Origin of the sequence: Paenibacillus azoreducens (assembly GCF_021654775.1) — a bacterium.
GTDB classification, from domain to species: Bacteria; Bacillota; Bacilli; order Paenibacillales; family Paenibacillaceae; genus Paenibacillus_AQ; species Paenibacillus_AQ azoreducens.
The window spans coordinates 2,575,511-2,601,984 of sequence record NZ_AP025343.1; the positions used below are offsets into that span (position 1 = coordinate 2,575,511).

The window sequence follows — 26,474 nt, forward strand, 5'->3', positions numbered from 1 at the left end:
GATATAAGAATACATAACTTTAAGAAACGCGCATCCTTATATCGCAAGAAAAACTGCCGCTAAATGCGGCCTGTCTTCAATGGAAGTATGACGATAGACCTTTTTCTTTTTTTGTCTCTAAAACTTTAGAAACTTTTTGATGAATTCTGCGTCTAATACTATGTCTATTTTAAGTGCGTGTTCAAAAAGGTCGGTTTTCTTAACAAACGCCTATTTTTTTGAACAACCTCTTGTAAGGGTAAGATAGAACTATGGGAGCATAAAGGAGTCTGTACATGAATTTCAAAAAACTAACAGCGATTGCTGTGTTGGCTGCATTTCAGACTGCAATCGTCGTTCCTTCCGCAGGTGCGGAAAGCGCGGTAACGGTTCAGACTGAGACGGTTCAGGGCATCACCATGAACGCAGCGAACAGCCCGGACAGTACATCAAAGAACGCAGCGAACAGCTCAGACGGAACAGCAAACGTGCAGCAGAACAACACAGCAGGAGTTGGTGACAGTTCCAATAGCGGTGACAACAAAGACAAACAAAAGGCAGCCGCCGGGAACACTCCAACCACAACAGGAGAAACAAAAGGCGGGGATAACGGAACATCAAGTACGGACAACTCCGGCAAAACCGAAGGTACCCCGGCAAATACGTCCAAAGAGGGCGAAAATCAGGGAACCGCAAACGAAAACGCAAACACGGGGGATAAGGATAAGGCCGAAGGAGAGAACGGTCAAACCGTAACCACGCCAGAAAAATCGGGAACAACGACCGATGCAACAGATGCTACCGGAACCGAGGTGCAAGCGGGGCCGGATGAACTGATTCTGATGATGAACAGCAATAAAATGTATCAGGATGGCAAGCTTTATCTTGCAGCCCAGCCCATGACCGTGAAAAACGGCGTTTCCTATGTGGCTATCCGGGCTATGGTAGAACGCGTAGGATTGAAGCTTACATATGACAACAAGACTCAAGAAACGATTATCATTAAGGACGGCAACGAACTCCGCTTTAAAACGAACAGCAATGTTTACCGCGTGAACGGCGTTGCCACCAAGATGAAAGGACCGGCTTACCAGCAAAAAGATGTGTTTATGGTGCCGCTCACTTCCATTACCCAAGCGCTGAATATTCCCTATAAGGTGGATCAAGCCGGCAAAAGAGTGATTATGACGCTTTCGACCAAACCGGTGGCTACCTTTACGGTTCAACCTGCCGAAATATATGTGGGCGAAACGCAAGTAACCTACAACACTTCGCAATCCAAAGCCTCTAACGGTTTGGACATTACGGACGAGCGTTGGGAAGGCAAAGAAGAAGTGTTCCAAGAGGTTGGTCCTCATACCATAACGCACTATGTACAGGATTCCAACGGCAAATGGAGCGATCCATATTCGGTAACGATTAATGTGCTGAAACAGAATGAACCGCCTGTAGCCAAATTTACGACCGACAAAGACTCGTACAAAATGGGTGAGGAGATTAAGATCACCGACCTGAGCACCGATGACGAGGATGCGATCGTAAACCGGGAATGGTTGAACGACCGCAAGGCGTTTTTCAAGCCGGGTCCAGTCACCATCCGGTTGATTGTAACCGATAAACACGGTTTGACCGATGAATTCCAAAAGACCATCAACATTACGAATGAAACGCTGTATACCGAAGACGAGTTTAATAAACTGTTTACGGAAATTGGCGGTAAATTTACTTTCGATGGCGGCAGCATATCGCAATGGAATAATCTGTCTTATTCGATTTCATCGGAACCTGCCACGCTGATCCGAAGCAACAGTCCGGAAGTGGTGCGTTCGGAAGGGGTTCTGTACCGCGAAACGGCTTCGGGCAAGACCCGCTTTATGGTTCACCACGTGAATGCAACCGGAAGAAACATGAAGATATATGTCATTGCCACGAATAAAAGCATGGATCAGCCATCCCAAATTACGATGGATAGCTTTGGCTTGGCTGGACCGGACCCGCATCCGGAACTGACAGGAAAAGTATCTGTTGAACGTTATTTCCAATCGATGCAAAATCACTCCGTCAATCAGGTTACCCGTTTAGAGCCTGGAGAGAGCAAAGTCATTATGACGGATGTCAGCAAAAACAAACTGAAGAAGGACGACACGATTTCGGTATTTGCCGATGCAGTCAGCGATAATCCGATCGAATATACGTTCATTATGATCGACGATACCAAGGATCCGCTGCAAACACTGCCGTATTTGACGAATCTCGATCGCGACGTTCATAACCGGGGCACATATCCCGACTCCGTCCGTTTGATTCGTTACGACGAGTCGGTTGGCTCTGCTCCGGCACGTCTGATTCTTGGCGACGATAACCAGGATCCAAACCTGAAAGGCACGGACGGAATTCTGGGAACCGAGGCATCCAATGCAGGCAATTTCGGCGTACTGTATAAAATTACATTAAGCCATGTAGCTCCGCGTACATTGATTACATTGAATCCGCGCGGCGGCTTGTATAAAGGTGTCCTTACCGTTAATGGACAAATCGTACAGGCGTCAAACAATTCGACGATCTATGCGCCGGACCAAGCTGGCGTATTATATCGTACCGGCTATACGGAGGAAAGCGTAGAGATCATCTTCACTCCTGCACCGGGAAGCTTTTTGCCGGTCAATCTGCTGCTCACGCCATTGCCGCAAATGAAGTAGTAGGTTATTGAAATTTTAAATTCTCTCAACTGTTAAAAAGAAGAGGCTGCCCCAACGTCTTGAAAGACAATGACGTTGGGGCAGCCTCGTTTTATTCCAATGCGTAAATGAACTGTCTGGTTAATACGACTTCCGTAATGAGGAGACTATACAATTAATCCATCCTTCATCGAAATGATGCGATCCGCGTAAGGGAGCATCTCTTCATCATGCGTGACCATCAGGGTTGTAAGATGCAGTGTTTTGGTCAGATCGCGAATGAGCGTCATCACGTCTCTGGAACGCTTCGAGTCAAGACTCGCCGTCGGTTCATCCGCAAACAGGATTTTAGGTTTGTGGATGATGGCGCGGGCGATAGCAACACGCTGTTTTTCCCCACCGGATAAAGAAGAAGGATAAGCATGTCTCCGATGATCCATTTCGACTAACTTGAGAACTTTTGCTGCTTCTTCCTTTTGCTCGCGTTTGTTCATTTTGGACTCTGCCACATCAAGCATTAGCATAAGCTGGTCTTCAACGGTGAGGAAAGGTACCAGGTGAGCAGATTGAAAAACAAAGCCAAACTTGCTTGCGCGAATCTTGCGAATCTCTTCCTGGGTCATCGCGGTCATATTGATCCCGTCAAAATGCACATTCCCACCGGAAGCGCGTTGAAGGCCGGCAGCGATGGTTAGCAGCGTGCTTTTTCCTGAACCGGATGCACCTACGAGAGCTGTGAGTTCTCCTTCCTGCAGGGAGAGGTTGATTCCATTTAGTACTTGTTCAGTAACTTCGCCATTGCTAAATGTTTTGGTGACGTCTTTTATTGTGAAAGTTGTCATGTTACATATCTCCTTGTTGAATAGCTTGTAGAGGTTCCACTTTTTTAATCTGCAGGCCGGAAAGCGTAGAACCGATAAATCCGATGATTAAGAAAATGACGGATAAGAGAATGGTCGCATTCGCCGTCAGACTGAACGGCATGCCTTTCGGTGCGATCAAATTGAAACCTTGGCTTAACGCTATGGAAAAGAGCAGCGCGATCAAAGTGATGAAGAACATCTGAGACCACATCATCCGGAACAGCGTGCCCGTTTTCACACCGATTGCTTTCAGGATGCCGTATAATCCGATTTTCTGAACATTCATCATGTAGAAGAAAATGGCGAACAACATGCCGCTAATGGCAATCAAAAACCAAATGATCATATTGAGGGACATGTTTTCCGCCTTATAGCTTGAGATGGTGTTAAGAAACTCATTTTTTGAAAAGGCTTCAAGTCCCGTAATCGACGGCGCTTTATCTTGTCCTGGAATGAACATCAGCTGCATTCCCTTCGTGCGGTAAATCTCTTTATAGTTATCCATGTTGATAAAGGCGACAGGGGCATGGCTGTATTTCTTTTGATCCACGAATTTAACGACTTTGAACTCACCCTTGAACTGATTATTCGTTAATACATCTCCGACTTTAATGCCATCCTTCTCCAAGGAACGGTCTAACACAATTTCCCCCGGACTGACTTTTTCGAATAGCGGGGAATCCGTCGAAGTCACGAACGCTACGGTATGCTGCTTGTCCCCTGCATCGTTCACAAAGCCCATCTGAATGGAAAATGCCGCGGCATCCTTGTATTCCTTAGTCACTTGATCCTGTAAGCTTGGATCTATTTTGGAGAGATTATACGTTTGTTTCGCTTCGGTATTCATATAAAAATGTCCCTTGGGCAAATCTTTGATTAGGGCCGCATTATCTTGGGACAAACCGTTTGCCAACCCCGAGATGATAAAAGTTAAAAAACTAACCAGAAAAATGATCGACCCTAATATAATAAATCTCGCTCTGCTTTTCTTCATTTCTTTCCATGCCATATTCATGATGATTCCTCCATTTCTTTGGTACAGCATCAGTATATGCCCAATCTATGAACGGAGTATGAACGAAACATTACATTTAAGGCGAATCGGGTACGGCGGATGGCGATTCCTGTCCGCGGCGAAATGAATCTTTTGAGGACATCCGCTGCTTCGATTGACTGCAATATCGTTTTGAGGCATTATTAAAAGTATCAGAATGCTGCAAAATTCGATTTTTCAGGGAAAAGCAAGGGTTACCGAAATAGTGATTTGTGCTTTATATAAACGGGAGGATGAGCGTTATGCTTTCGACAGAACAGATTATTGACGCCATGTCGGAACAGGGATTGCGCATAACCGACCAGCGGAAGACGCTCGCCAGATTATTTGGTGAACATTCGGGTTATTTGTCGGCCAAGGATGTTTATGATTTTATGTGCAAAAAATATAGCGGTCTCAGCTTTGATACGGTATACAGGAATCTAAGGGTAATGCAGGAGCTTGGAGTGCTGGAGCAGGTGGTATTCGAGGACGGCATGAAATTTAAAGCGAGCTGCAGCGAGGAGCATCACCATCATCACATGATTTGTCTGCAGTGCCAAAAAACCTATCCGATCCACTTCTGCCCGGTGAATTTTACGGATGCTCCGGAGCAATTTCAGGTTGTGACGCATAAATTCGAGGTGTTCGGATATTGTAAGGACTGCCAGCGTTCCACTTCGGATGTAGACCCGCACAAGGCGGCGACCAAAGCTGACGGGAGACGATAATATGGGACTTTCCCGTAAAATGGTTCAAGGTCCGATTCTTTTTTACCGTAAATATATTTCGCCGCTGAAGCCGCCAACCTGCAGGTTCTATCCGACATGTTCCGCGTATGCCATGGAAGCGGTTGAAGTGCATGGAGCGCTAAAAGGTTCCTGGCTCGCTGCCAAGCGAATAGCCAAATGCCAGCCGTTTCACCCGGGAGGGCTCGACCCTGTTCCGCCCCGCAAGGAGAAACGCGATAAACGCCCGCAAGAAGGCAGCAGTCATCTGACTTGACTTTAAGGCGAAAGGTTCAGTATATTAAGGGATATATGATATGTCCAATGAACGGATGAGTAGGAGAACTTAAGCTTAGTACAGAGAGCCGGAAATGCTGAGAACCGGTCTAAGACGTTCACTGAAGATGGTCCCGGAGGAACTGCTTTTGAGCGATAAACCGATATGAAAGATGCAGTTCGGTTGACGTAAAGGAGCGGCGTGTTCCAGCGTTAATGGACGGTAACCGGCGCAAGCCGAAGGAACCGATGGAGCCTGTCTTCCGGGAGGAAGCGGGGAATTTGGGTGGTAACACGTGAGAGAACTCTCGTCCCATATGGGGCAGGGTTTTTTTGTCTTTTTAAGAGGTTGTTCAAAAAGTCCGCTTTTGATCACGAAGTGAATCAGGAAGCGGATTCGACATCGAATCTTGAATTCAGCCGGGCCTTCCGGTGCTCACGTACCCAGAACGTACGCTCCGCTCCTCAGTCCCTATCTTCATCCAATCTTCTCGGTGCTGAAAACCGACCTTTTTGAACACTTATTTTAAGTTTCTGTGTTCCAGCAAAAAAATGGAAGTATTTTAGGAGGATGAACTGAAGAATGTCCGAGAAAAAGACGTTTTACCTGACAACACCGATTTATTATCCAAGCGACAAACTGCATATCGGCCATGCCTACACTACTGTTGCCGGCGATGCGATGGTCCGCTACAAGAAACTCCGCGGATATGACGTGCGTTATTTGACCGGAACGGACGAGCATGGACAAAAAATCGAACGCAAAGCGGCCGAAGCAGGCAAAACGCCGCAGCAGTTCGTCGACGATATCGTGGCAGGCATTAAGGAATTGTGGAAGAAACTCGATATCTCCAATGATGATTTTATCCGCACGACCCAGCCGCGCCATACGAAAGTCGTTCAGGAAGTGTTTGAACGCTTGCTTGTGCAAGGGGATATCTACAAAGGCGAATATGAAGGCTGGTATTGTACGCCGGACGAATCCTTTTTCCTGGAAAGACAACTCGTTGACGGCAAATGTCCGGACTGCGGCCGCCCTGTTGAGCGCGTTAAAGAAGAAAGCTATTTCTTCCGCATGAGCAAATATGTGGACCGCCTGCTTCAATACTATGAAGAACATCCGGATTTCATCCAGCCGGTGTCCCGCAAAAATGAGATGGTCAACAATTTCATTAAACCTGGCCTTGAAGACTTAGCCGTATCCCGCACGACCTATGAATGGGGCGTTAAGGTCAAAAGCGATCCGAAGCATGTCGTGTATGTGTGGATTGATGCGCTCCTTAACTATATCACGGCACTCGGATACGGCTCCGAAGATGCTACGCTGTTTGATAAATACTGGCCTGCGGATGTCCATTTGATGAGTAAGGAAATTGTCCGTTTCCATACGATCTATTGGCCGATTATTCTGATGGCGCTGGACCTGCCGCTGCCGAAAAAAGTTTTTGCGCATGGATGGCTGCTGATGAAAGACGGCAAAATGTCCAAATCGAAAGGCAATGTCGTTGACCCGGTTACGTTGATTGACCGCTATGGGCTCGACACGCTGCGTTATTACTTGCTCCGCGAAGTCCCATTTGGAGCCGACGGCACCTTTACGCCTGAAAGCTTTGTGGAACGCGTCAACTCCGATCTGGCCAATGATCTCGGCAACCTGTTGAACCGTACGGTCGCGATGGTTGATAAATACTTTGAGGGGCTCGTGCCTGCTTACCAGCCGGGAGTAACCGCATTTGATGCCGATTTGGAAGCAGCTGCGCAGACCGTTTACAACAAAGTGGAAGAAGCCATGGAAAACATGGAATTTTCGGTAGCGCTGACGGCGATCAGCCAGTTTATCAGCCGCAGCAATAAATATATCGACGAAACCCAGCCATGGGCACTCGCCAAAGACGAGGAGAAACGCGGTGAGCTTGCTTCCGTCATGGCGCATCTGGTGGAAAGCCTGCGCATTGCCTCCATCTTGCTGCAGCCGTTCCTGACTCAGGCTCCGCGTAAAATTTGGGAGCAGCTAGGCATCGAAGAAGGTCAGCTCACGGCTTGGGACAGCGGAAAAACGTTTGGCCTAATTCCGGCAGGAACCAAACTGGTGAAAGGAAATCCGATCTTCCCTCGACTGGATGTAGAACAAGAGGTTACTTATATTAAGGAAGCCATGACCGGAGGGGCTCCGGCGGCGGCTGAAGAAGCGGCGAAACCAGCGGAAACGGCTGAAGAAGCGCCGGAACTGAAAGAGGAAATCGGCATTGAAGACTTCGCCAAGGTTGAGCTTCGCGTGGCTCAGGTCATTGCGGCAGAGCCTGTGAAAAAAGCAGACAAACTGTTGAAGCTTCAGCTCGACCTCGGTTTCGAGCAGCGTCAGGTTGTTTCCGGCATTGCGAAATTTTACACGCCGGAGGAGCTCGTGGGGCGCAAAGTGATTTGCGTAACCAACCTGAAGCCGGTGAAACTGCGCGGCGAACTATCTCAAGGGATGATTCTCGCCGCTTCCAAGGGTGATCAATTGACCTTGGCGACTGTGCCTGACAGCATGCCAAACGGAGCGGTTGTGAAGTAAACCCGGGTTAGCTTGGTCTGAAAGAGGCCAAATATTGGAATAATAAAGATGGAGTACCTTTGTAACGTATAAGGTATTCCGTCTTTTTTTGATCGCGCCTGATTGAAGCGAAAATCAAGTAGTTGACAAATTTTCAATGCCCATTCTATAATTTATTAGTAAAAATTACGATTAAGGAAGGTTTCAAACAGTGAAAAAGAATTCATGGTTCCGGACCATACCGCTATGGGTCCTCGTCCTGCTGATGGGGATAGCCGCCGCAGGTTGCGGTCCGGAAAATCAGGCGAAAATCGTTGAAGGAAAGGTCAATGTCGTGACGACGTTTTATCCGATATATGAATTTGCCAAAGCAATCGGCGGAGATGATGCCAACGTCATCAACCTGCTGCCTGCCGGCGTCGAACCTCATGACTGGACGCCTAAAAGCCAGGATATCGTAAACACGTCCAAAGCGCAGCTGTTTTTCTATAACGGCGCGGGATTGGAAGGTTGGGTTCCTCAATTTCTGAAAGGATTGAACCGCGACAGCAAGATAAAGGCGGTTGAAGTCAGTCAGGGAATCAAGCTGATTGAAGCGGATGAGGAAAAGGATCAGCATCATGAGGGTGAAGGGCCGCAAACGAGACATCATATTGATCCGCATACATGGGTTAGCCCTAAATCGGCTATGATCATGGCCGAAAATATGAAGGAAAGCTACATCGAGGCCGATCCTGCCCATAAAGAAGCATATACGAGCCGATATATGGATCTGAAAAAAAAGCTGGAAGAGCTGGATGGAGAGTTCAGTTCCAAGCTGGCGGCAATGCCGCGCAAGGAGATCGTCGTGTCGCATGAAGCTTTTGGTTATATGGCCCGGGATTACGGGCTCACCCAACATGCAATCATGGGGTTGTCTCCGGATGCCGAACCGCGGGCTCAGGACTTGCTGAACCTTTCCAAATTGGTGAAGGAAGAGGGCATTCATTATATCTTTTTCGAGGAATTGGTATCGGATCGCTTGGCCAAAACATTGGCATCGGAAACGGGTGCGGAAGTGTTGGTGTTGAACCCTGTTGAGGGGCTTACGGAGGAGCAGCTGAAGCAGGGAGATGATTATTTTTCGCTGATGCGCAAAAATTTGCAGAACCTGATATTGGCGCTGCAATAGTCAATGGCAAAGTATTAGAACTCTAATTTCCATATTGAGCTTGAGATAGGCAATTTTTAAGAAAGGGTGGGTGTCACATGTTTACGCCAAGCAGCGATGAATGTCATCAACCTGTGGTAGAGCTTGAACATATTTCTTTTTCCTACCGTGATCAACAGGTCATTTCAGATTTAAGTTTTGCCGTCAAGGAAAGGGATTTTGTCGGCATTATCGGTTCAAATGGTGCGGGTAAATCCACTTTGCTGCGGATGATTGTGGGATTGCTGCCTATGGCACAAGGAGAAATCAAGTTATTCGGCGAACCGATCCGGAAATTCAAGGACTGGGAACGGATTGGTTACGTCCCGCAAAAAAAAGCGTTTAATCCGCTTTTTCCGGCAACGGTAAGAGAGGTCGTATTATCAGGATTGTACAATAAGAAAAATCTGTTCCGCAGAGTCAGCAAAAGCCAGCAGCAGCAATGCGATGATGCGCTTGAGGTGATGGGCATCCAGTCGATCGCCGGCAAAAGGATCGGGGAGCTTTCGGGCGGGCAGCAGCAGCGGGCTTTTTTGGCCAGAGCGATGATCAATCATCCGGATCTGCTTATTTTGGATGAGCCTACCGTCGGGATTGACGCCAAAACCCAGGCCGATTTCTTCGAATTGATCACTCATATGCATCAGCATCATCACATGACGTTTCTGATGGTATCCCATGATATGTACATGATGGAAAATTACCTGGGTAAAGAGCCGAAGCAGTCGAGCGGCAGCATCCAATTCTACGTCCGCCATTCCCATGAAATACAAAATTGCGAAGTTCGCGATCTGCAGCATTCGCTGTCCTGATCCGGATATTTTTGCAAGAAGGAGTCGTTTTATTTGGCTATCGATATTATGCTAAGTGATTTTTTTCAGCGGGCTTTGACCGGCGGTATTCTGATCGGGATCACTGCTCCGCTTATCGGTATTTTTTTGGTGCTCCGCAGATTGTCCATGATCGGGGACACGTTAGCGCATGTAACCATAGCTGGCGTAGCCCTGGGGTTCTTGATCGAGGTGTATCCGCTGGGTACCGGGCTTGTTTTCGCCGTACTTGCATCCTTTGCGATCGAAAAACTGCGGAAAGCCTATAAAAGTTACGCAGAGTTGTCCATCGCGATCATTATGTCCGGCGGAGTCGCGCTTGCCTCTTTGTTTTTTACACTCGGTATGGGTTACAATACAGATGTGATGAGTTATTTGTTCGGAAGCATTTATACGTTGGATACGCAGGATTTGTATGTGGTTGGAGCCGTTACGCTGGTTGTCGTCGTCGTGATTCTTTTGTTTTTCAAAGAGTTTTTTCTGCTCAGCTTTGAGGAAGATGCCGCGAGCGTCAATGGACTGCCTGTGCGACTGCTCAACATGCTGATAACCGTATTAACGGCGCTTGTCATCAGCACGGCGATCAAAATTGTGGGGGCGCTGCTGGTTTCGGCTCTGCTGACCATTCCGGTTGCCATCAGTCTGCTGATTGCGAGAAGCTTCAAATCCTCCGTCATATTATCCGTCGTCATTTCCGAAATTGCCGTCATTATCGGACTCGTCATCGCCGGCATTTGGAATTTGGCGCCAGGGGCAACGATCGTTCTTCTATTGATTGCACTGCTTATTTTGACCATGGCCGGCAAAAAAGGTTTTTCGATATAGAACATTGTAGGAGGAACGGCATTGTCAAACTTGAATATTGGGATCGCGTTTTTGGCGGGGCTGGCTTCCTTCATTTCTCCGTGCTGCCTGCCGCTGTATCCGTCGTATTTATCCTATATTACAGGCATGTCGGTACAGCAGCTCAAAACGGAGCAGAACAAACGGGAAGTCCGGTTCCGGACCATGACGCATACGCTCGCATTTATTTTAGGTTTTTCCGTCGTTTTTTACACGCTTGGCGTCAGCGCGGGTTTTTTGGGCAACTTTTTCTATAATAACCGCGATCTGATCCGCCAGCTATCCGCTATTTTGATTATTGTCATGGGACTGTTTCTGCTTGGCATATTCCAGCCTAAATTTCTGATGCGCGATTATAAGATGGACCTGAAATTCAAGCCTGCCGGATACATAGGATCTTTTATTTTCGGAATCGGTTTTTCTGCAGGATGGTCTCCTTGCGTCGGACCCATTCTCACCGCGATCATCGGACTTGCGGCAACGCAGCCCGGTTCGTGGTTTTCGCTGATTACGGCCTATACGCTGGGATTTGCCGTACCGTTTTTCGTTTTGGCTTTTTTTATCGGATCGACAAAGTGGATCGTAAAGTATTCGGGCCTCATGATGAAGATCGGCGGCGCATTGATGCTGCTGATGGGCGTTCTGTTGTTTACGAACCAAATGACCAAAATTACGATCTGGCTGCAGATGATTACCCCGGATTGGCTGAAATTCTAAGTGAAGTAATCGATTGCAGCCGATGGAAAATGCTCAAAAATACGCTCTGTGCTAAATTCGCGCAGGGCGTAATTTCTTCGATATTGGCGTAGACACGCACATACGGCATGGCCCCGAGCGTAGTTTAAAGATAACCATAATGGAAATGACCCATGCAGCTGGCAGAGACCGGAATGGCGTAATGAAGCATTTGAGGCAAGCGTGGAAATAAGGCGGTTTCTCGGCAGGACTTGCCAAGTCCTTACGGAAACATGTATCATTACAAGAGCAGGATTTTTTTTATGATTGATTGCTTAAAAAGAGAAAAGAGGGAAGCAGATGCCAACGCCGAGCATGGAAGATTATTTGGAGCGCATCTACAAGCTGATTGATGAAAAGGGGTATGCTCGCGTCTCGGATATTGCCGAAGGCCTTGAGGTTCATCCTTCATCCGTCACCAAAATGATTCAAAAGCTGGATAAGGATGAATACTTGATTTATGAGAAATACCGCGGACTTGTCTTGACCAGCAAAGGCAAAAAAGTGGGTAAACGTTTAGTGGACCGCCATCAACTTTTGGAAGAGTTTTTGACGATGATCGGTGTATCCGATGAGCATATCTATACGGACGTGGAAGGAATCGAGCATCATTTGAGCTGGGATTCCATCACGCATATCGAAACGCTTGTGGAATATTTCCGCCGGGATGAACAGCGTCTTCAGGAATTGCGGAGCATTCACAATGAACTAGTGGGAGATTCGTAAATCAGGCATTTGTCCCTTCCCAAAGAGACGGATGCCTCTTTGTTTTTAATGAGAACTGATCGAAATAGTGCGGCAAGGACACCGGCCATTCCGGTGTTTCTCTTGCTCGTAAATCTATCAAGTCTGGAGGATTACTAGAATGAGGTATTGGAAGTTTCAAAAGTGGATGATTCTGGCGCTTGTCTTGATTTTATTGCTGCCTGTGACCGGCCGCTCTGTTCAAGCGCAATCAACAAAACGCTCCATCAGCATCACGTTGGATGGAAATTCAATCAACAGTGACGTATCCCCGTATATCATACCGGGAGTTGATGTTACGATGGTGCCTCTTGCCGTGATTAGCCAGGGATTAGGGGCATTTGTGAACTGGAACCATACGGAAAAAACCGTCGTGATTCAGCAGAACGGTTCGACGATGTCCCTCACCAAAGGGAAGAAGACCGCTTTGGTTAACGGAAACAATGTCGATTTGGATGCATCCGTCGAAATCAAAAACGGCAGAACGATGGTGCCTCTGCGTTTTGTAGGTGAGAACCTGGGCCTTCAGGTAAACTGGAATCAAGCGGAGCAAAGCATCGTGATGTATTCCGGCCAATACATACCTAACCGTCCCGACCCGGTAGAGCCGAACCAACCTAATCAACCGAATCAGCCGCAACAACCTAATCCCGGCCAAGGAAATGGACAGCAGACACAAGGTCTGCATGGCGCCTGGATTTCTACCGTAGCGAATCTGGATTGGCCCACAACGAAATCCGTGGGGAAAGAGGAACAGCAGAAACAGGAATTTACCGCGATGCTGGACAAGCTGCAAACCATCGGCATTAATGCCGTTTACGTGCAAGTACGTCCTGCAGGCGATGCGTTCTACCCTTCGCAGCTCGTGCCTTGGTCCAAATATTTGACCGGTACGCAAGGCAAAGATCCGGGTTATGACCCGCTGCAGTTCATGATTGATGAAGCCCATAAGCGGGGAATGCAATTCCATGCCTGGTTTAACCCGTTCCGGGCCAGCATGGATACCGCTACAAGCAAATTGGCTGCTAATCATGTCGCCATCGAACATCCGGATTGGATCGTACCGGCGAATAATCAGCTGATCATCAATCCGGGAATTCCGGAAGCACGCCAGCATATTATCGATGTCGTGATGGAAGTCGTGAACAAATATAATATTGACGGCGTTCATTTGGATGATTATTTCTATCCGACCAGCGGTACTTTTAATGACGACGCCACTTATAAAACCTACAACTCGTCAGGCCTTTCCAAAGATAATTGGCGCCGCGACAACATTAACCGGTTTGTGCAGCAGCTCGGCCAGTCGATACATGCAGCGAAGCCGTCCGCACAATTTGGCATCAGCCCATTTGGCGTATGGCGCAATAAAGCAAACGATTCAACGGGATCGGATACAAAAGCCGGCATTACGGCATATGATTCCTATTTCGCGGATGTCAGAACATGGATTCAAAATCATTGGATCGATTATGTAGCGCCGCAAATTTATTGGAGCATGTCCTTTAAAAATGCGCAATACGATAAGCTTGTCGATTGGTGGGTAAACGAAGTCAAAGGTACGGGTGTCAATCTGTATATCGGCCAGGCTGCCTACAAGCTTGGAACGTCGGAAGCGGGCTGGCAGAGCTCGCAAGAAATCATCAATCAATTACAGTACAACACCCAATATCCGGAAGTAAAAGGCAACATTTTCTTCAGAGCTGGCAATCTGATAAATAACCCGCTCGGACTTGTTCAGGCGCTTGCCGCATATTATCAACAATAAATAACCTTATAACTGTCGGTTTTCAGCACCGAGAAGATTGGATGAAGTTAGGGACTGAGGAGCGGAGCGTACTTTTGGTACGTGAGCACCGTAAGGCCCGGCTGAATTCAAGTTTCGATGCCGTGTCCGCTTCCTGATTCACTTCGTGATCAAAAGCGATCTGTCATGAATCGACCCCCGTTCTCATAGATTATGTTGAATACATGAGGACGGGGGTTTTCCTATGCTCATTAATGCGGTTTTCGAGGGCGGTGGCGTTAAAGGCATCTCGCTTGCGGGGGCGGTTAAGGCGGCGGAAGATTCGGGAGTCGTTTTTAACCGTGTAGCGGGCACCTCTTCGGGTTCGATTGTGGCTGCGCTGCTTGCGGCCGGATTCACGGCAGATGAAATGAGCGAAATCGTCAAGGCGACTCCTTATGCTTCTTTTTTGTACAGAGCTCCCATTTTCAATATAAAAATTATCGGACCCGCGATACGGCTGTGGATCAAAAAAGGGCTCTATTCCGGAGAAGCGCTGGAATATTGGATCTATAACATTTTAAAATCAAAGGGAATACGGACTTTCTCGGATATTCCTCCAGGCAAGCTGATGATTATCGCTTCGGATATTACGAATGGAAAAATCCTAGTACTTCCTGATGATTTGATCAAGCTGGGAATGAATCCGGCAACTTTCGAGGTGTCCAAGGCCGTCCGCATGAGTACGAGCATACCGTACTTCTTCGATCCGGTGATTTTAAGGATGTGCGGACAGGCGGCCCGCGGGAAATCTTTTAAAGATCAATTTGTATATGTTGTCGATGGCGGACTTCTCAGCAATTTCCCGCTATGGCTGTTTGACGTCCCGCCAGGCCAACCGCAGCTGCAAACCATCGGATTCCAAATGGTCGGGCGAACCACCGGCAGACCACATATCATCAGAGGGCCGATCAGCATGCTGACGGCGATGTTCGAGACGATGCTTTCCGCCCATGATGAAAGATACATCGAGCAGGTAAACCGGTTCAGGACGATCAAAATCCCGACGCTAGGCGTAGGGACGACCCAATTCCAAATATCACCGGATAAAATCACAGAGTTGTATGAATCCGGCGTAAATGCAGGTAAGAAATTTTTTAGGAATTGGAAGCCGTCGTGATATCGGCGTCATGAAGCCGGGAATGAGTGGTTTTATTCGTGCGGCTAAACCCGTTTTCATCGGCGCTCACTGCCTGTCACGGAATTGAGTTGGCGTCATGCCGGTCGCTTTTTTGAACACGGTGAAGAAATGGCTTTTTGTTTGAAAACCGGCTCGCATTCCAACATCTGTGACGGGCCAGTTCGTTGACAACAGCAGTTCCTTGACCTTGGCGATGCGCTCTTGCAAAATGTAGTCTGAAAGCGTCTGGTCGAAGGTCTCTTTAAACAACTGTCGGACATGCCTTGTCGATAATGAGACATGTTCGGCTATATCTTCGATTGTAAGCATCGGATCGGGGAGGTTTTGCTTGACGTATTCCACGATTTCGGACACGATTTCTTCACGCCGACTGGAGCTTTTGCGGTTGCCGTTTTCGTTGATAATGTCAAGCAGTTCTTTTTCAAGCCATGTTCTTACCTCGCCCAGCGTATCAAACGCCTCTAGCATTTTTTCGATATCTTCCACGGATTGGATGGAAGGAAGCTTGTTGAATGTTTTGAACAAGGTGTAAAGCAATAACAGCAGCTGGAATTTGCTTTGTATGTAATGCATGGCATGCATGTGCACGAATATAAGATCCAGAATCCCCGTTATTTTCTCCGTTCTTCCCATTCTGATTTGCTTGATAAGCTCATCCAGTAAATCATCGTTCAGCGTCTGGGCGCGGTGCATATAATCCTCATAATCGCGCTCAATGAACACCTTATCCTCGCCGGAAATGAATTTTAGCATCGTCAGTTCGTGAATATGCTGATAAACGATGCGCAAATCGTCGCTAAACATCCGTGAACCGCTCACAGCTACCGTTACTTGGATATTCGTCCACTGCCTAATCTGTTTCCCGGCTTCCTCCATGGCTCCGATTAATTCATCCATCTGAACGTTATCTCCAGATATGAACAGGACAAGATGGTCGCTCCCCAAATCGACTGATTCCGCATACCAGTTTCGGCGGACCACTTCCTCAGCAATATTGCCGATGGCATATTTCAATAACTTTCTGGAAGCAAAATTATACTTTTTATTAAACGCGCTATATTCATTAATGCGGATGACACTTATATAGAGAGCTTCATGCCCAAACAGCCCGGAATTCTCATGCAGGTACTGTGTAACGGGCGATGACAGCTTTCCTTGAAGGATCCACTGCCGCAAATACTCCGCTTTGATTACATTTTGGTGCTCGCGCATGGATGAATCAAGTTGAATCATCCGATCCTCCAGCATTTCAATTCCGTGTCGGATGACTTTGAACTCGGCCATGGCAATGTCTTTATACTTGTTCTTGGAATGGAGCCCCAATTTTGTCTCCAATTGATTCGCCAGCTGCGTGAAAGGTTTATAGGTACGCCGCGAATTCCAGAACAAAATGACAATCAGCAGGGCGTCAAGACCAGCGACGACGATGACAAATTTTGTCCGGAACGAGTTGAAATCGGCACGCATGCCCTCCAGTTTGGCCATTTGATAGATGATCCAGCCTTGAGGTTCGATCATTGCGTATTGCACGGCCCAGGACTCCCCCTCATAGGTGCGTGTAAAACTGCCTGCTTCGCCCACTGAATTGACGGTTAATCCGGCATACAGGTCTTCCGAATCCTGAGGGCCGAGCATGACCTGTCCGCTTTTGTCAAGAATGAACGACCGGATTTCCTGGCTGGAATCCCCTTTGAGCAAATATTGCTGCATCAAATTGTCATTCAAGATAAGGGCGAGATAGCCAAATGATTGCTGTCCGGAGGGCACTGTCGGAATAATGAGCGCGAGCTGCTGGGTACCGTTCACTTTATGTACGAAAAAACGCAAGTAGGAGCTTCGGGATTGTCTGACCCGATCCAACATATCCTGATCGCGAAATTGGGGAAAGGAAGCGATGCCGTATTTTAAATCAATGGCGTGTTTTGTCCTCATGTTGATCAAATACACATTATCGAGGAAGGGTTCGGTCGTCATATATTTGGTTGCCGCCTCAATGGCCTCGACTTGGGCTTCCTGCGATTCCGATCCTGCCCTCATCCAGGACTGGATGCTTTTGTCGGCGTACATGTTTAGCCCATACGAAATGAGTTTATTAAAAATGAATTTTGCATTGTCTCGGGAATGAGCTATCTCCGTTTTGTTCACTTTGTCGATTTGCCTCATCGCATAGATGGAGAATTGATGCGACATCAAGTACACAAACGGTATAGGGACCAAGATAAACAAGATACATAAACTCAGGAAAATCCGGATGTATGTTTGCTTAGGGATAAACCACCGGCTCACTTGCATCCCCCTCGTCCTTTATTCAAATTTGTAAGATTCATTATAGCAGCCAAGATCCCGGATTGAAGCGCTTAACCCAAAATATGCAATACGAGTATAACACATAAAAACGGGATCCGGTTGTAGTCCGAAGTTTTGCACTTTTCATGCGAAATTGCCCGTAAATTGGGCAAAGTCCGGCCTAAAGGGAGCATTTATTTCCGGTTTGCATACCCGATTTCCATAATAAGAACCTGCCCTGCAGGCTGTTTTGGATCAGCCATTTCCTAGATCAGAACTATACAGGGCAGAGAGGAATGCCATAAACTTGGTCGTATTATAACGAATTACAATGGTGGCAAGAGAGGAGGCCCGTGTAAAGGTGGCTGTATTCAGAGAAATTTTAAAGAACAAATATTTGTATCTCCTGGCGCTTCCCGGATTGCTGTTTTTGCTTGTATTTGCCTATCTTCCGATGACCGGTTATTTAATCGCTTTCAAAAAATACCGATTATCAGACGGTTTATGGGGCAGCGAATGGGTCAGGTTCGACAACTTCAAATTTTTCTTCATGGGCAGCGATTGGTACAAGGTGACGTTTAATACGATCTTTCTCAACGGATTATTTATTGTTTGCGGCCTTGGAATTGCTCTGCTGCTGGCGATCTTTCTAAATGAAGTACGGAATCTGGTCTTCAAAAAAATGGCGCAAACCTTTATTTTCATGCCGTATTTTATTTCATGGCTGGTTGTCAGCATGATGGTATTCGCTTTTCTGAATACGACTGACGGTATTCTTAACCGCACTTTGGCTGCTTACGGCATACAGGGGGGGAATTGGTACCTAATGCCGGGGATTTGGCCCGCTGTACTCACGATCATCTATATATGGAAGTTTGCCGGATACTACTCGATCATCTTTTTGGCTGCCATAACCGGGATTTCGGGCGAGTATTACGAAAGTGCGCGGATCGATGGAGCCAGCAGGTACCAGCAAATCATTCATATTACGATTCCATTGATCCGCAATGTGCTGGTCGTTCTTGCCTTGCTGGGGGTCGGCCGCATTTTCTACGGCGATTTCGGGATGATTTACGGGATTATCGGCGATAATGCGCCGTTGTATCCGACGACCGATGTTATCGACACCTACTCATTCCGGGCGCTTCGCCAATTAGGTGATTTCAGCAAATCATCCGCCGTAATTTTGTATCAGGCCGTTATGGGGCTTGTGACGATCGTGCTTTTTAATGCGATAGCGAAAAAAATCGATAAGGATTCTAGTTTGTTCTAACAGAAAGCGGGGATGGACATGGAAAATTCACTCGTTCAAATCAGGACGATGGAAGCAAAAAGGGGAAAGATGGGCAGCTCCTTATCCGAAAAAATATTTATGATCTTTATCTATATATTCACAGGCGCGTTTGCATTGGCTTGCTTTCTTCCATTCTGGCTGGTGCTGATTAATTCCTTTGCCGCAGAGTCGAACATCAAGCTGCATGGCTATCAGCTGTTCCCGAAAGAGTTTTCTCTGGCTTCCTATCAATATTTGCTGGAAGGCAAGCAGGTCTTAAGCAGCTATATTGTATCTACTAGCGTAACCGTTGCGGGAACCATTCTCGCCGTCGCGGTTACTTCCATGTACGCCTATACGCTGGCTCATCCGAAAGTGAGATACCGCAATATCCTGTCGTTTCTCACTTATTTTACGATGATTTTCGGCACCGGGCTGGTCGGGTTTTATATCCTCGTCGCCAACTGGCTTGGTCTCAAGGATACGTTATGGGCGCTGATTCTTCCATACGTTTTGAATCCGTTTTTCGCTTTTATTATGGTTTCTTTTTTTCGAACGTTGCCTTACGAGATTAATGAGGCGGCGACGGTGGATGGAGCCAATGATCTCACGATTTTCTTTAAAATCATTATTCCAATCTCGAAGCCGGTTATCGCGACAGTCAGTTTATTCTACGCCTTGCAATACTGGAACGATTTCTTTCTGGCGCTCTTGTTCATCGACGATTACAAGCTGCATCCGCTGCAAATGATGATCCGTCAGCTTATTTCCAACATCAATATCGGTGCGTATGTCAGCGGCAGCCAAACAACGTATACGCAGCCATTGCCAACTTATGGCGTACAATTAGCGACCGTATGTTTGACGATCGGTCCGATTATTTTGCTGTATCCATTCACTCAGAAATTTTTTGTGAAGGGGATTACAATCGGCGCCTTGAAAGGTTAGCTACAAATTTTTGCTTATCTATACAAGTTGAACCAATAATTGAACGGATGAAGGCAGCCGGGTGAAATGTTTGTCTATTCAAAGCAGCACGCAAAAACAAAGCATATGCTTTCGAAGCAAGTTTTTGCTTAACTTAGTCGCCTATTCAAAGCAGCACGCAAAAACTTTTAGGAGGTCAAAAATGAAAACCAAAAAGATTATGGCAATGATGTTGGCATTTTTTCTGGTAATGACAGGAATCATCGGGTGCAGCAAATCAGGCGATTCTTCCCCAGGCAATGTAAGCGCGGGCTCAGGCGGGAAGCTCGATCCGGTTACACTGAAGATTGTACTGCCTGGCGACCGCCCGGCCGATATGGATGTCGTCATCAAGGAAGCTGAGCGAAGAATGGCCGATACGCTTAATGTCAAGCTCGATATTGTCTTCGTGCCCTGGTCCGATTTGGCCCAGAAAACGCAGATGATGCTCGCTTCCGGCGAAAGTGTCGATCTGATCTTCGATGCGCCGTGGCTGCATATGGAGCAGATGATCAGCTCGGGGTACTATGAACCGTTGGAAGATTTGCTGGACAAATACGGGCAGGATGCGCTCAAAGTCCGATCGCAGCAAATGTTTGACGCAAATAAATTCCAGGGCAAAATTTATGCGCTGCCTTTGGGCAATACCCATCTGGCGGGAAGAACGTATCTGGTCCGCAAAGATCTTCGTGAAAAATACGGTCTGCCGCCGATCAAAACGTATGACGATCTGATACAGTTCGCATACAAGGTGAAAGAAAACGAAAAGGATGTCATCCCGCTGCTCGCTTACGGCCAACCGGGACAAAAGGACGTGTCGTGGGGCGCTTTCAGAGCTTTCATGGAATATGATCCGCAAATTCTGAGATCGGATGCGCTCGGGCAAAGCCTTGTCTTGTACTACAAAAATAACGACGGCAAAGTATATAACCTTTTTGACGAGATGGAGCCGCGGGTATGGTCCTGGATTGAAGAGGCGAGAAAGCTCTATACGGATGGGCTTATTCATCCGGACATTCTTGCACTGAAGGATGTCAATTCGGTGATCGAATCCGGCAAAATTGCCGTGGCAGTCTACAATGAATTCGGTGTTCCTACTCAGTTTGAAACAGCGGTAGCACGCAATGTACCAGGCGCGGAATTGGAAGCGGTCACTTTTATCAAGTCGGAAAAAGGAAAAAACATTACGAATTTCAAACAAGCAAACTTTCAGGCGATCCCGAAAGTCAGCAAAAATAAAGAGCGTGCCATGATGTTTTTGAATTGGGCCGCCCAGAAGGAAAATTACGATCTGCTCGCTTACGGGATCGAAGGTACGCATTACAAGGCAAAAGGCGACGATCAATACGAGCAAATCGGTTCCGGTTATTCGTACTTCCCGTATGCATGGATCTGGAATCCGACGACAGACCGGTTAAACGCCGGATTTGATGCGGATTCGATTGCGCATTATCAATTCAATAAAAATGCGGATAATTTGACGTCAAGCATATTAACCGGTTTCTCCTTCGACCCGGGGCCTGTTATGAACGAAATATCACTCTATAATGCGGTTGAAGATAAATACTACAATGCTTTGTTCGATGGCGTCTTTGATCCGGCCGAGCAGTGGAACAAGCTGAAAGCAGAAGGCGAAGGCTACGTCAAAAAGATTCAGGTCGAGCTGCAGAAGCAAATCGACGCCTTTTTGGCTCAAAAATAGCAACCGTAGCCGAGAAGGCAATAGAAAGGAGGTAAGAGAGAGTATACAACGGTTAATAACTTAAGCTCCGAATGCAGGTCATGCTTGGATTGGCAGTCATTTTTCAAAGCGATAACGAATGGGAAATGGAGTTGATTTGAAGATGGCGGGAAAAAGCAGGAAAGTGATCTGTTTGTTGCTAGCCCTCACGTTTGCCTTTTGCAATCTGCCTGTGCTGCAGGCTGCAGAAAGCGAGCAGACGTCGAAGGTTAATTTACTGGCAGCGGATATGGATTCAACGTTTAGTGATGGGATAAGCCCGTTCAAGCTGGAAGTCAGCACATCCGGAGGAACTCAGCGCATTGTTCAGATTGACGGCAACAACGCGCTCGAACTCCGCGACGCCTCCCTGGGTTCGAACGCAGCGAGCTATTTCTATTATCAGCTGGACAGCGGCAGGCTTAAGGATCGCATTAATGAAATCTACAACATGCCGCAAGGAAGCCCGCCGGTTGAGCTCGTCTTGGAGTATAAGTTGAAGCGCAGCGCTGCGAGCGACAAGCCCGTAGCCAAGGATATTTATGCCCAGATCCATTTCGGCAATTCTGATAACAACCTGATTCCCCGCTTTCCTGTGGGGACGTCGAGCATTTCTAGCACCGCAGCCTATACAAGCAGTGACCAGACGAAGTTAAAGACAGTTAATGACGCGGATCTTCCCGAATACCGGTTTAAGATCGTACCGAATGGCGGGCAGCGCATGATTTCGAGTGTGAAACTGGCCTTCTCCGTTCGTGTCGATACAGGCGGTACGGATGAAGCCTACGTGATTGATGATTTGGCTGTTTACGAACTGAATTCAGCCCAGCCGCAGGATGATGAACCGCCTACGACGCCGGCGGATTTGAAGGCCGTAGGAATTTTGGACACGAGTGTCAAATTGTCCTGGACTGCTTCGACAGACAATGTCGGAGTAACCGGATATACGATTTATCAGGATGGGGCCCCTGTGCTTAAAGTAAGCGGGACAACAACCAGCGCAGCTATCGTTGGATTAACGCCGAATACAAACTACCGTTTTACCGTTAAGGCCAGGGATGGAGCGGGGAATATTTCAACTGCCAGCAACGAGGTTTCGGTGACGACGAATCCTTCGGCCAGCGGGCTGCCCGAGCCATTCGGCAACGGAGATATCGGCAATATCAGACTTCCGGGCAGCGCGAGCTATGATAAAGATACCGGTACGTTCAAAGTCAAAGGCTCCGGGGCCGATATCTGGGGCAAGGAGGATGCGTTCCATTACGTATACCGGCCATGGACAGGAGATGGCGAGATTGTGGCACGCGTCTCCAAGATGGAAAATACGGTGGTTTGGACCAAGCCCGGCATCATGATTCGCGGAAGCACATCGGCACAGGCTCCCTATGTGATGATGGCAGTGACGCCAGCAAACGGGGTCATATACCAAAATCGGCTGCAGCCTGGCGGGGAATCTACGCAATCATGGGGTTCTTCTTCTGCCGTACCGCATTGGTTGAAGCTGGTACGGAAAAGCAACTTAATCACTGCCTACGAATCGAGTGACGGGACGCATTGGGCGCTGATTAAAAAAGATATAGTTAACCTGCCGGATACCGTTTACGTCGGCTTGGCGTTAACCAGTCACGACATCAACAAGCTAAGTACGGCGGAATTTGACAATGTGAGCGTCGGCCCCATCTCGCCTAACACCAATAATTCGCCTTTCCCGGGCACACCCGAGACAAGGCGCCAATGGGTGTGGGATAAAACGAAGTTGATGTCGGAGATTGACGGTCAGTTGAATATTTCCCAAATTGTCGCACAAATTCTAGACGGGCAGAATGAAGCCGTAAACCTGCAGAAGCTTGACAAGATGTTTCAGACTTATGATTGGGAGCAGTACAAGACAGTGGCAAAAATGTATGCTTATTTGATGGTAGGCGACCGCTTCAGCAGCGTTATGACGGAACATGCCAGGGATTATTTCTCCAAATACGCATACGGCAAGCTGTCGCAGACCGAAAACTTGAGAATGAGCAATTATACGGCCGGCTATTTGGTAGGCCAATACCTTCCCGATCTTCGCGATTTGAATGGCGCATCCGGAACGGCACTGAAAAATGCGAACCGAAGCAACATCGAGGAGATGTTGGATGCGGGAGTTCATGGAGGTTGGGCGGAGTATGAAAGCCCGGAATACACGATTATGACATACCTATGCCTGAATGCGCTATACCAATATTCGGATGAGCCGGATTTCAAGCAGAAGGCCAAAATGGCCATGGACGTGATGTGGTACGAGTGGGCGAATGATTGGATCAATGGCACATTTATATCCACCTCCAGCAGAGCGAAGGGAGACGGAGTGACCGTAAACGACCAGACATGGAGAGGAGCGGATCATACGGCATTATCCTGGATTTATTTCGGTGGGCACCGCGCTCAAGAGGGATTCGGCGACTCGGATAGCTTGGCCCCGGCAGCTTACCGTCCTTATCTGGAGTATTTGGGGATGCTGGCCTACAGCGGAATGAATTATTCGCCGCCAGAGATGGCCATCCGCATCGGTCAGGACGTCAACAAAAGCTATTCATCCCGTAAAACCAATCTGCAAAATTCGGGCGGCAACCATTTGAAAACTTACCGTTCGGCTTATGTGCAGCCGACATGGGGACTCTCGACCGAGGTGACATATAATCGGGTCGACAACTGGATCGAAGATATTCCGGTCGTTCTGCGTTGGCTCTCTAATTCGCCGGCTTCCGTATTCAGATTGTCGGTCGATCAGGCAGACAGTCCGATCGGCAATTATGATCAGCCCGAAAATCATCGTATCATGCAGGACGATAAGGCGGCCGTGGGCGTATTTAAATCACTTAGCGCGCCGGGAACAAACGTTAACTTTATCAATGCGATGTTCCCGGACACAGGGGCGATTCAGAAGCGGGATGAGCAGTCCGGCTGGGTATTCAGCGATACGGGAAAGATGTATTTCGCCTTCAAGATGATTAAGCCTTACGCGTGGTATTATCAAACTCCGACCGATCCGGCAAACAAGATCAAACAGATGCAGCCCCACCCTACAAAGCAGCTGCATTATAACTATAATATTCTTCGCAGCCAGGCAGACAAAAACGGCTGGGTGCTGCAGACTTCAGATGCTTCCGATTATCCGGATTTCGCCAGCTTCAAAAATGCGGTTTTGGCGAAAACGACATTGGATGCCTCGCATATTAACGATGCCAATCCGCGCCTCATCTACAAGAACTTAGACGGGCATGCCATGGACATTACCTTTGATTTAGCCTCAGGTTCTTATAACAACACCCATAAAATCAATGGCAATGCCATCGATTATTCCGCTTACAAGCTTTTTGATACGCCATGGCTTCAGCAGGAGCAAAATGCCGATTTGTTCACCGTTTCCTATGGCGGCGAAACATTCACTTATAATTTTGCCAATTGGACGATAACCAAAGGCAGAGAAGCCCTAACAGTTCCTAACGGCGGCTTTGACACGGGATCGGAGGGTTCCGAAGGCCCCGCCGGCTGGATGTTCAAAAGCTTGGATGGCTCGCCGGCCGGTACCTGGGACGATGGTACGTTCAGAAGTCCGGGCCATTCTGTGAAAATTTCGAATACTGCCGATGCCAATGAGGGCAGATGGACTCTAACGGACAACAACAGAATCGAGGTTAAACCGGGCAGCGCCTATACTTTCAAAGCTTGGGCAAAAACCAGCGAGGCCAGCGCGACAGACGGCGCCTATGCTGCCATCGCTTTTTATAAGAGCGATGGCAGCCCGGCTGAAGGCAGCCCGGTCTTCTCTAACTATCTGAAGGGGACAAACGACTGGACCCGCATCGAGGTTACGGCTGTGCCGCCCGCCGATGCCGTCTGGATGGGGTTCGGTCTGGGGCTTAAAGGCTCCGGGACGGCCTGGTTCGACGATGCCGAACTGATCACAAAAACGTATACCGCTGTAAACGGTATATCACTGGACCCGTCCACACTATCCTTAGGCGTCGGCAAAACGTCTACTTTGAAAGCGGTGATTGAACCGTCAAATGCGACAAACCGGGCGGTGATGTGGAAATCAAACAATCCGTCCGTGGCCGCTGTCGATGGCAGTGGTAAAGTGACGGGGGCAGCGCCGGGTACGGCTGTTATTACAGCAACTACGGCAGAAGGATCTTTTAATGCGGAGTGTACGGTAACCGTAGTCACGGCACCGACGGAACCGTTATTTGCGGACAATTTTTCCGGAGGGCTCGATCACTGGGATTTGTTCGGCAGTACAGACTGGAAAATCCAGGGCAGCGGAGAGGAAGCCGCGCTTACCGGCTCAACGACGGCCGGATTTCCGCAGCGTGCGGTGGTGAAGACATCTTCGCTTTCTTACGATTCCCGGGATTACAACCTTAAGTTCAACGCGCAGGGCGACCGGTTTCGGACCATGTTCCGGTATACGTCAGGCACCGGTTATTATTTTTTGGAATTTAAAAATACAAAGGAAGTCGAGCTGTGGAAGTATCCCAACGCGTCTACCCCTGAACTGGTCGGGACAACGGTTAACATTGATGATGTGATCCCCGGCTTTGCATTGACGGATTGGCATCCCTACAGAGTAGAAGTAAGCGGAGAAAAGTTCAGGCTTTTCATTAACGATACGCTTGTTGCGGAATTTCAGGATTCCTCGCTTGCGGCCGGCGGAATCGGCTTTTCTGTCAAAAGCGTAGGTCCGGCTGCCAATGTGAATCTGAAGCAGGTCTTGGTTGAGCCGATGATGGTTTCCCCGGAACCGGTAAAGACTCCCGCTGCTCCCTTTGACCCGACTGAGCCGAATTTCCAGTAGCTAGCGCCTGACAGGTCCGGCACGACGACAG

The 26,474-nt window shown here is 48.0% G+C and carries 18 protein-coding genes; 15 read left to right on the forward strand and 3 right to left on the reverse strand.

The annotated features are described in order from the left end of the window. Positions 1-275: 275 nt before the first annotated feature. The gene (locus L6442_RS10995; protein WP_212978521.1) at positions 276-2,678 is read left to right on the forward strand and encodes a copper amine oxidase N-terminal domain-containing protein; all 2,403 of its coding nucleotides are present in this window, start codon (positions 276-278) and stop codon (positions 2,676-2,678) included. Between the two features lie 146 nt (positions 2,679-2,824). Here the strand turns inward: L6442_RS10995 and L6442_RS11000 are convergent, their stop codons facing one another. Together L6442_RS11000 and L6442_RS11005 are read right to left on the reverse strand one after the other, a co-directional pair. Further along, entirely contained in the window at positions 2,825-3,499 is a 675-nt protein-coding gene (locus L6442_RS11000) for an ABC transporter ATP-binding protein (protein WP_212978520.1), read from the reverse strand. A gap of 1 nt (position 3,500) precedes the next feature. Continuing rightward, complete coding sequence (locus L6442_RS11005; RefSeq protein ID WP_212978519.1) at positions 3,501-4,535, reverse strand: ABC transporter permease; 1,035 nt, start codon at positions 4,533-4,535, stop codon at positions 3,501-3,503. A 281-nt stretch (positions 4,536-4,816) separates the two neighbouring features. Between L6442_RS11005 and L6442_RS11010 the strand changes: the two genes are divergently transcribed. The 10 genes from L6442_RS11010 to L6442_RS11060 all read left to right on the forward strand — a co-directional run bounded on the left by L6442_RS11010 (position 4,817) and on the right by L6442_RS11060 (position 15,340). Beyond that, the gene (locus L6442_RS11010; protein WP_212978518.1) at positions 4,817-5,284 is read left to right on the forward strand and encodes a Fur family transcriptional regulator; all 468 of its coding nucleotides are present in this window, start codon (positions 4,817-4,819) and stop codon (positions 5,282-5,284) included. Between the two features lies 1 nt (position 5,285). Then, positions 5,286-5,558 (forward strand): membrane protein insertion efficiency factor YidD, encoded by a 273-nt coding sequence (gene yidD / locus L6442_RS11015; protein ID WP_212978517.1) that lies wholly within the window; start codon positions 5,286-5,288, stop codon positions 5,556-5,558. Positions 5,559-6,140: 582 nt separating this feature from the next. Next, the gene (gene metG / locus L6442_RS11020) at positions 6,141-8,114 is read left to right on the forward strand and encodes a methionine--tRNA ligase (protein ID WP_212978516.1); all 1,974 of its coding nucleotides are present in this window, start codon (positions 6,141-6,143) and stop codon (positions 8,112-8,114) included. A gap of 244 nt (positions 8,115-8,358) precedes the next feature. Beyond that, positions 8,359-9,264 carry a metal ABC transporter substrate-binding protein gene (locus tag L6442_RS11025; RefSeq protein WP_212978581.1) on the forward strand — a complete coding sequence of 302 codons (906 nt, stop codon included), beginning with the start codon at positions 8,359-8,361 and terminating at the stop codon, positions 9,262-9,264. Between the two features lie 77 nt (positions 9,265-9,341). Next, a complete protein-coding gene (locus L6442_RS11030; RefSeq protein WP_212978515.1) occupies positions 9,342-10,094 on the forward strand; it encodes a metal ABC transporter ATP-binding protein in 753 nt (250 codons plus the stop codon). 48 nt (positions 10,095-10,142) lie between these two features. After that, positions 10,143-10,937 carry a metal ABC transporter permease gene (locus L6442_RS11035; RefSeq protein WP_373871812.1) on the forward strand — a complete coding sequence of 265 codons (795 nt, stop codon included), beginning with the start codon at positions 10,143-10,145 and terminating at the stop codon, positions 10,935-10,937. Positions 10,938-10,958: 21 nt separating this feature from the next. Beyond that, complete coding sequence (locus L6442_RS11040; protein WP_194230297.1) at positions 10,959-11,672, forward strand: cytochrome c biogenesis CcdA family protein; 714 nt, start codon at positions 10,959-10,961, stop codon at positions 11,670-11,672. Positions 11,673-11,990: 318 nt separating this feature from the next. After that, positions 11,991-12,416, forward strand: coding sequence for a transcriptional regulator MntR (gene mntR / locus L6442_RS11050; RefSeq protein WP_194230296.1), 426 nt, complete (start codon positions 11,991-11,993; stop codon positions 12,414-12,416). Positions 12,417-12,555: 139 nt separating this feature from the next. Then, positions 12,556-14,202 (forward strand): family 10 glycosylhydrolase, encoded by a 1,647-nt coding sequence (locus L6442_RS11055; protein WP_212978514.1) that lies wholly within the window; start codon positions 12,556-12,558, stop codon positions 14,200-14,202. Positions 14,203-14,425: 223 nt separating this feature from the next. Beyond that, positions 14,426-15,340, forward strand: coding sequence for a patatin-like phospholipase family protein (locus L6442_RS11060; protein ID WP_212978513.1), 915 nt, complete (start codon positions 14,426-14,428; stop codon positions 15,338-15,340). Positions 15,341-15,406: 66 nt separating this feature from the next. Here the strand turns inward: L6442_RS11060 and L6442_RS11065 are convergent, their stop codons facing one another. Then, positions 15,407-17,647: a helix-turn-helix domain-containing protein gene (locus L6442_RS11065; RefSeq protein WP_212978512.1), complete on the reverse strand. Its 2,241-nt coding sequence runs from the start codon at positions 17,645-17,647 to the stop codon at positions 15,407-15,409. A gap of 361 nt (positions 17,648-18,008) precedes the next feature. Between L6442_RS11065 and L6442_RS11070 the strand changes: the two genes are divergently transcribed. The 4 genes from L6442_RS11070 to L6442_RS11085 all read left to right on the forward strand — a co-directional run bounded on the left by L6442_RS11070 (position 18,009) and on the right by L6442_RS11085 (position 26,443). Beyond that, positions 18,009-18,920: an ABC transporter permease subunit gene (locus tag L6442_RS11070; protein ID WP_237100283.1), complete on the forward strand. Its 912-nt coding sequence runs from the start codon at positions 18,009-18,011 to the stop codon at positions 18,918-18,920. A 69-nt stretch (positions 18,921-18,989) separates the two neighbouring features. Next, complete coding sequence (locus tag L6442_RS11075) at positions 18,990-19,868, forward strand: carbohydrate ABC transporter permease (RefSeq protein ID WP_373871811.1); 879 nt, start codon at positions 18,990-18,992, stop codon at positions 19,866-19,868. A 181-nt stretch (positions 19,869-20,049) separates the two neighbouring features. Beyond that, the gene (locus L6442_RS11080; RefSeq protein WP_212978510.1) at positions 20,050-21,588 is read left to right on the forward strand and encodes an extracellular solute-binding protein; all 1,539 of its coding nucleotides are present in this window, start codon (positions 20,050-20,052) and stop codon (positions 21,586-21,588) included. 142 nt (positions 21,589-21,730) lie between these two features. After that, complete coding sequence (locus tag L6442_RS11085) at positions 21,731-26,443, forward strand: Ig-like domain-containing protein (RefSeq protein ID WP_212978509.1); 4,713 nt, start codon at positions 21,731-21,733, stop codon at positions 26,441-26,443. Positions 26,444-26,474: the final 31 nt, after the last annotated feature.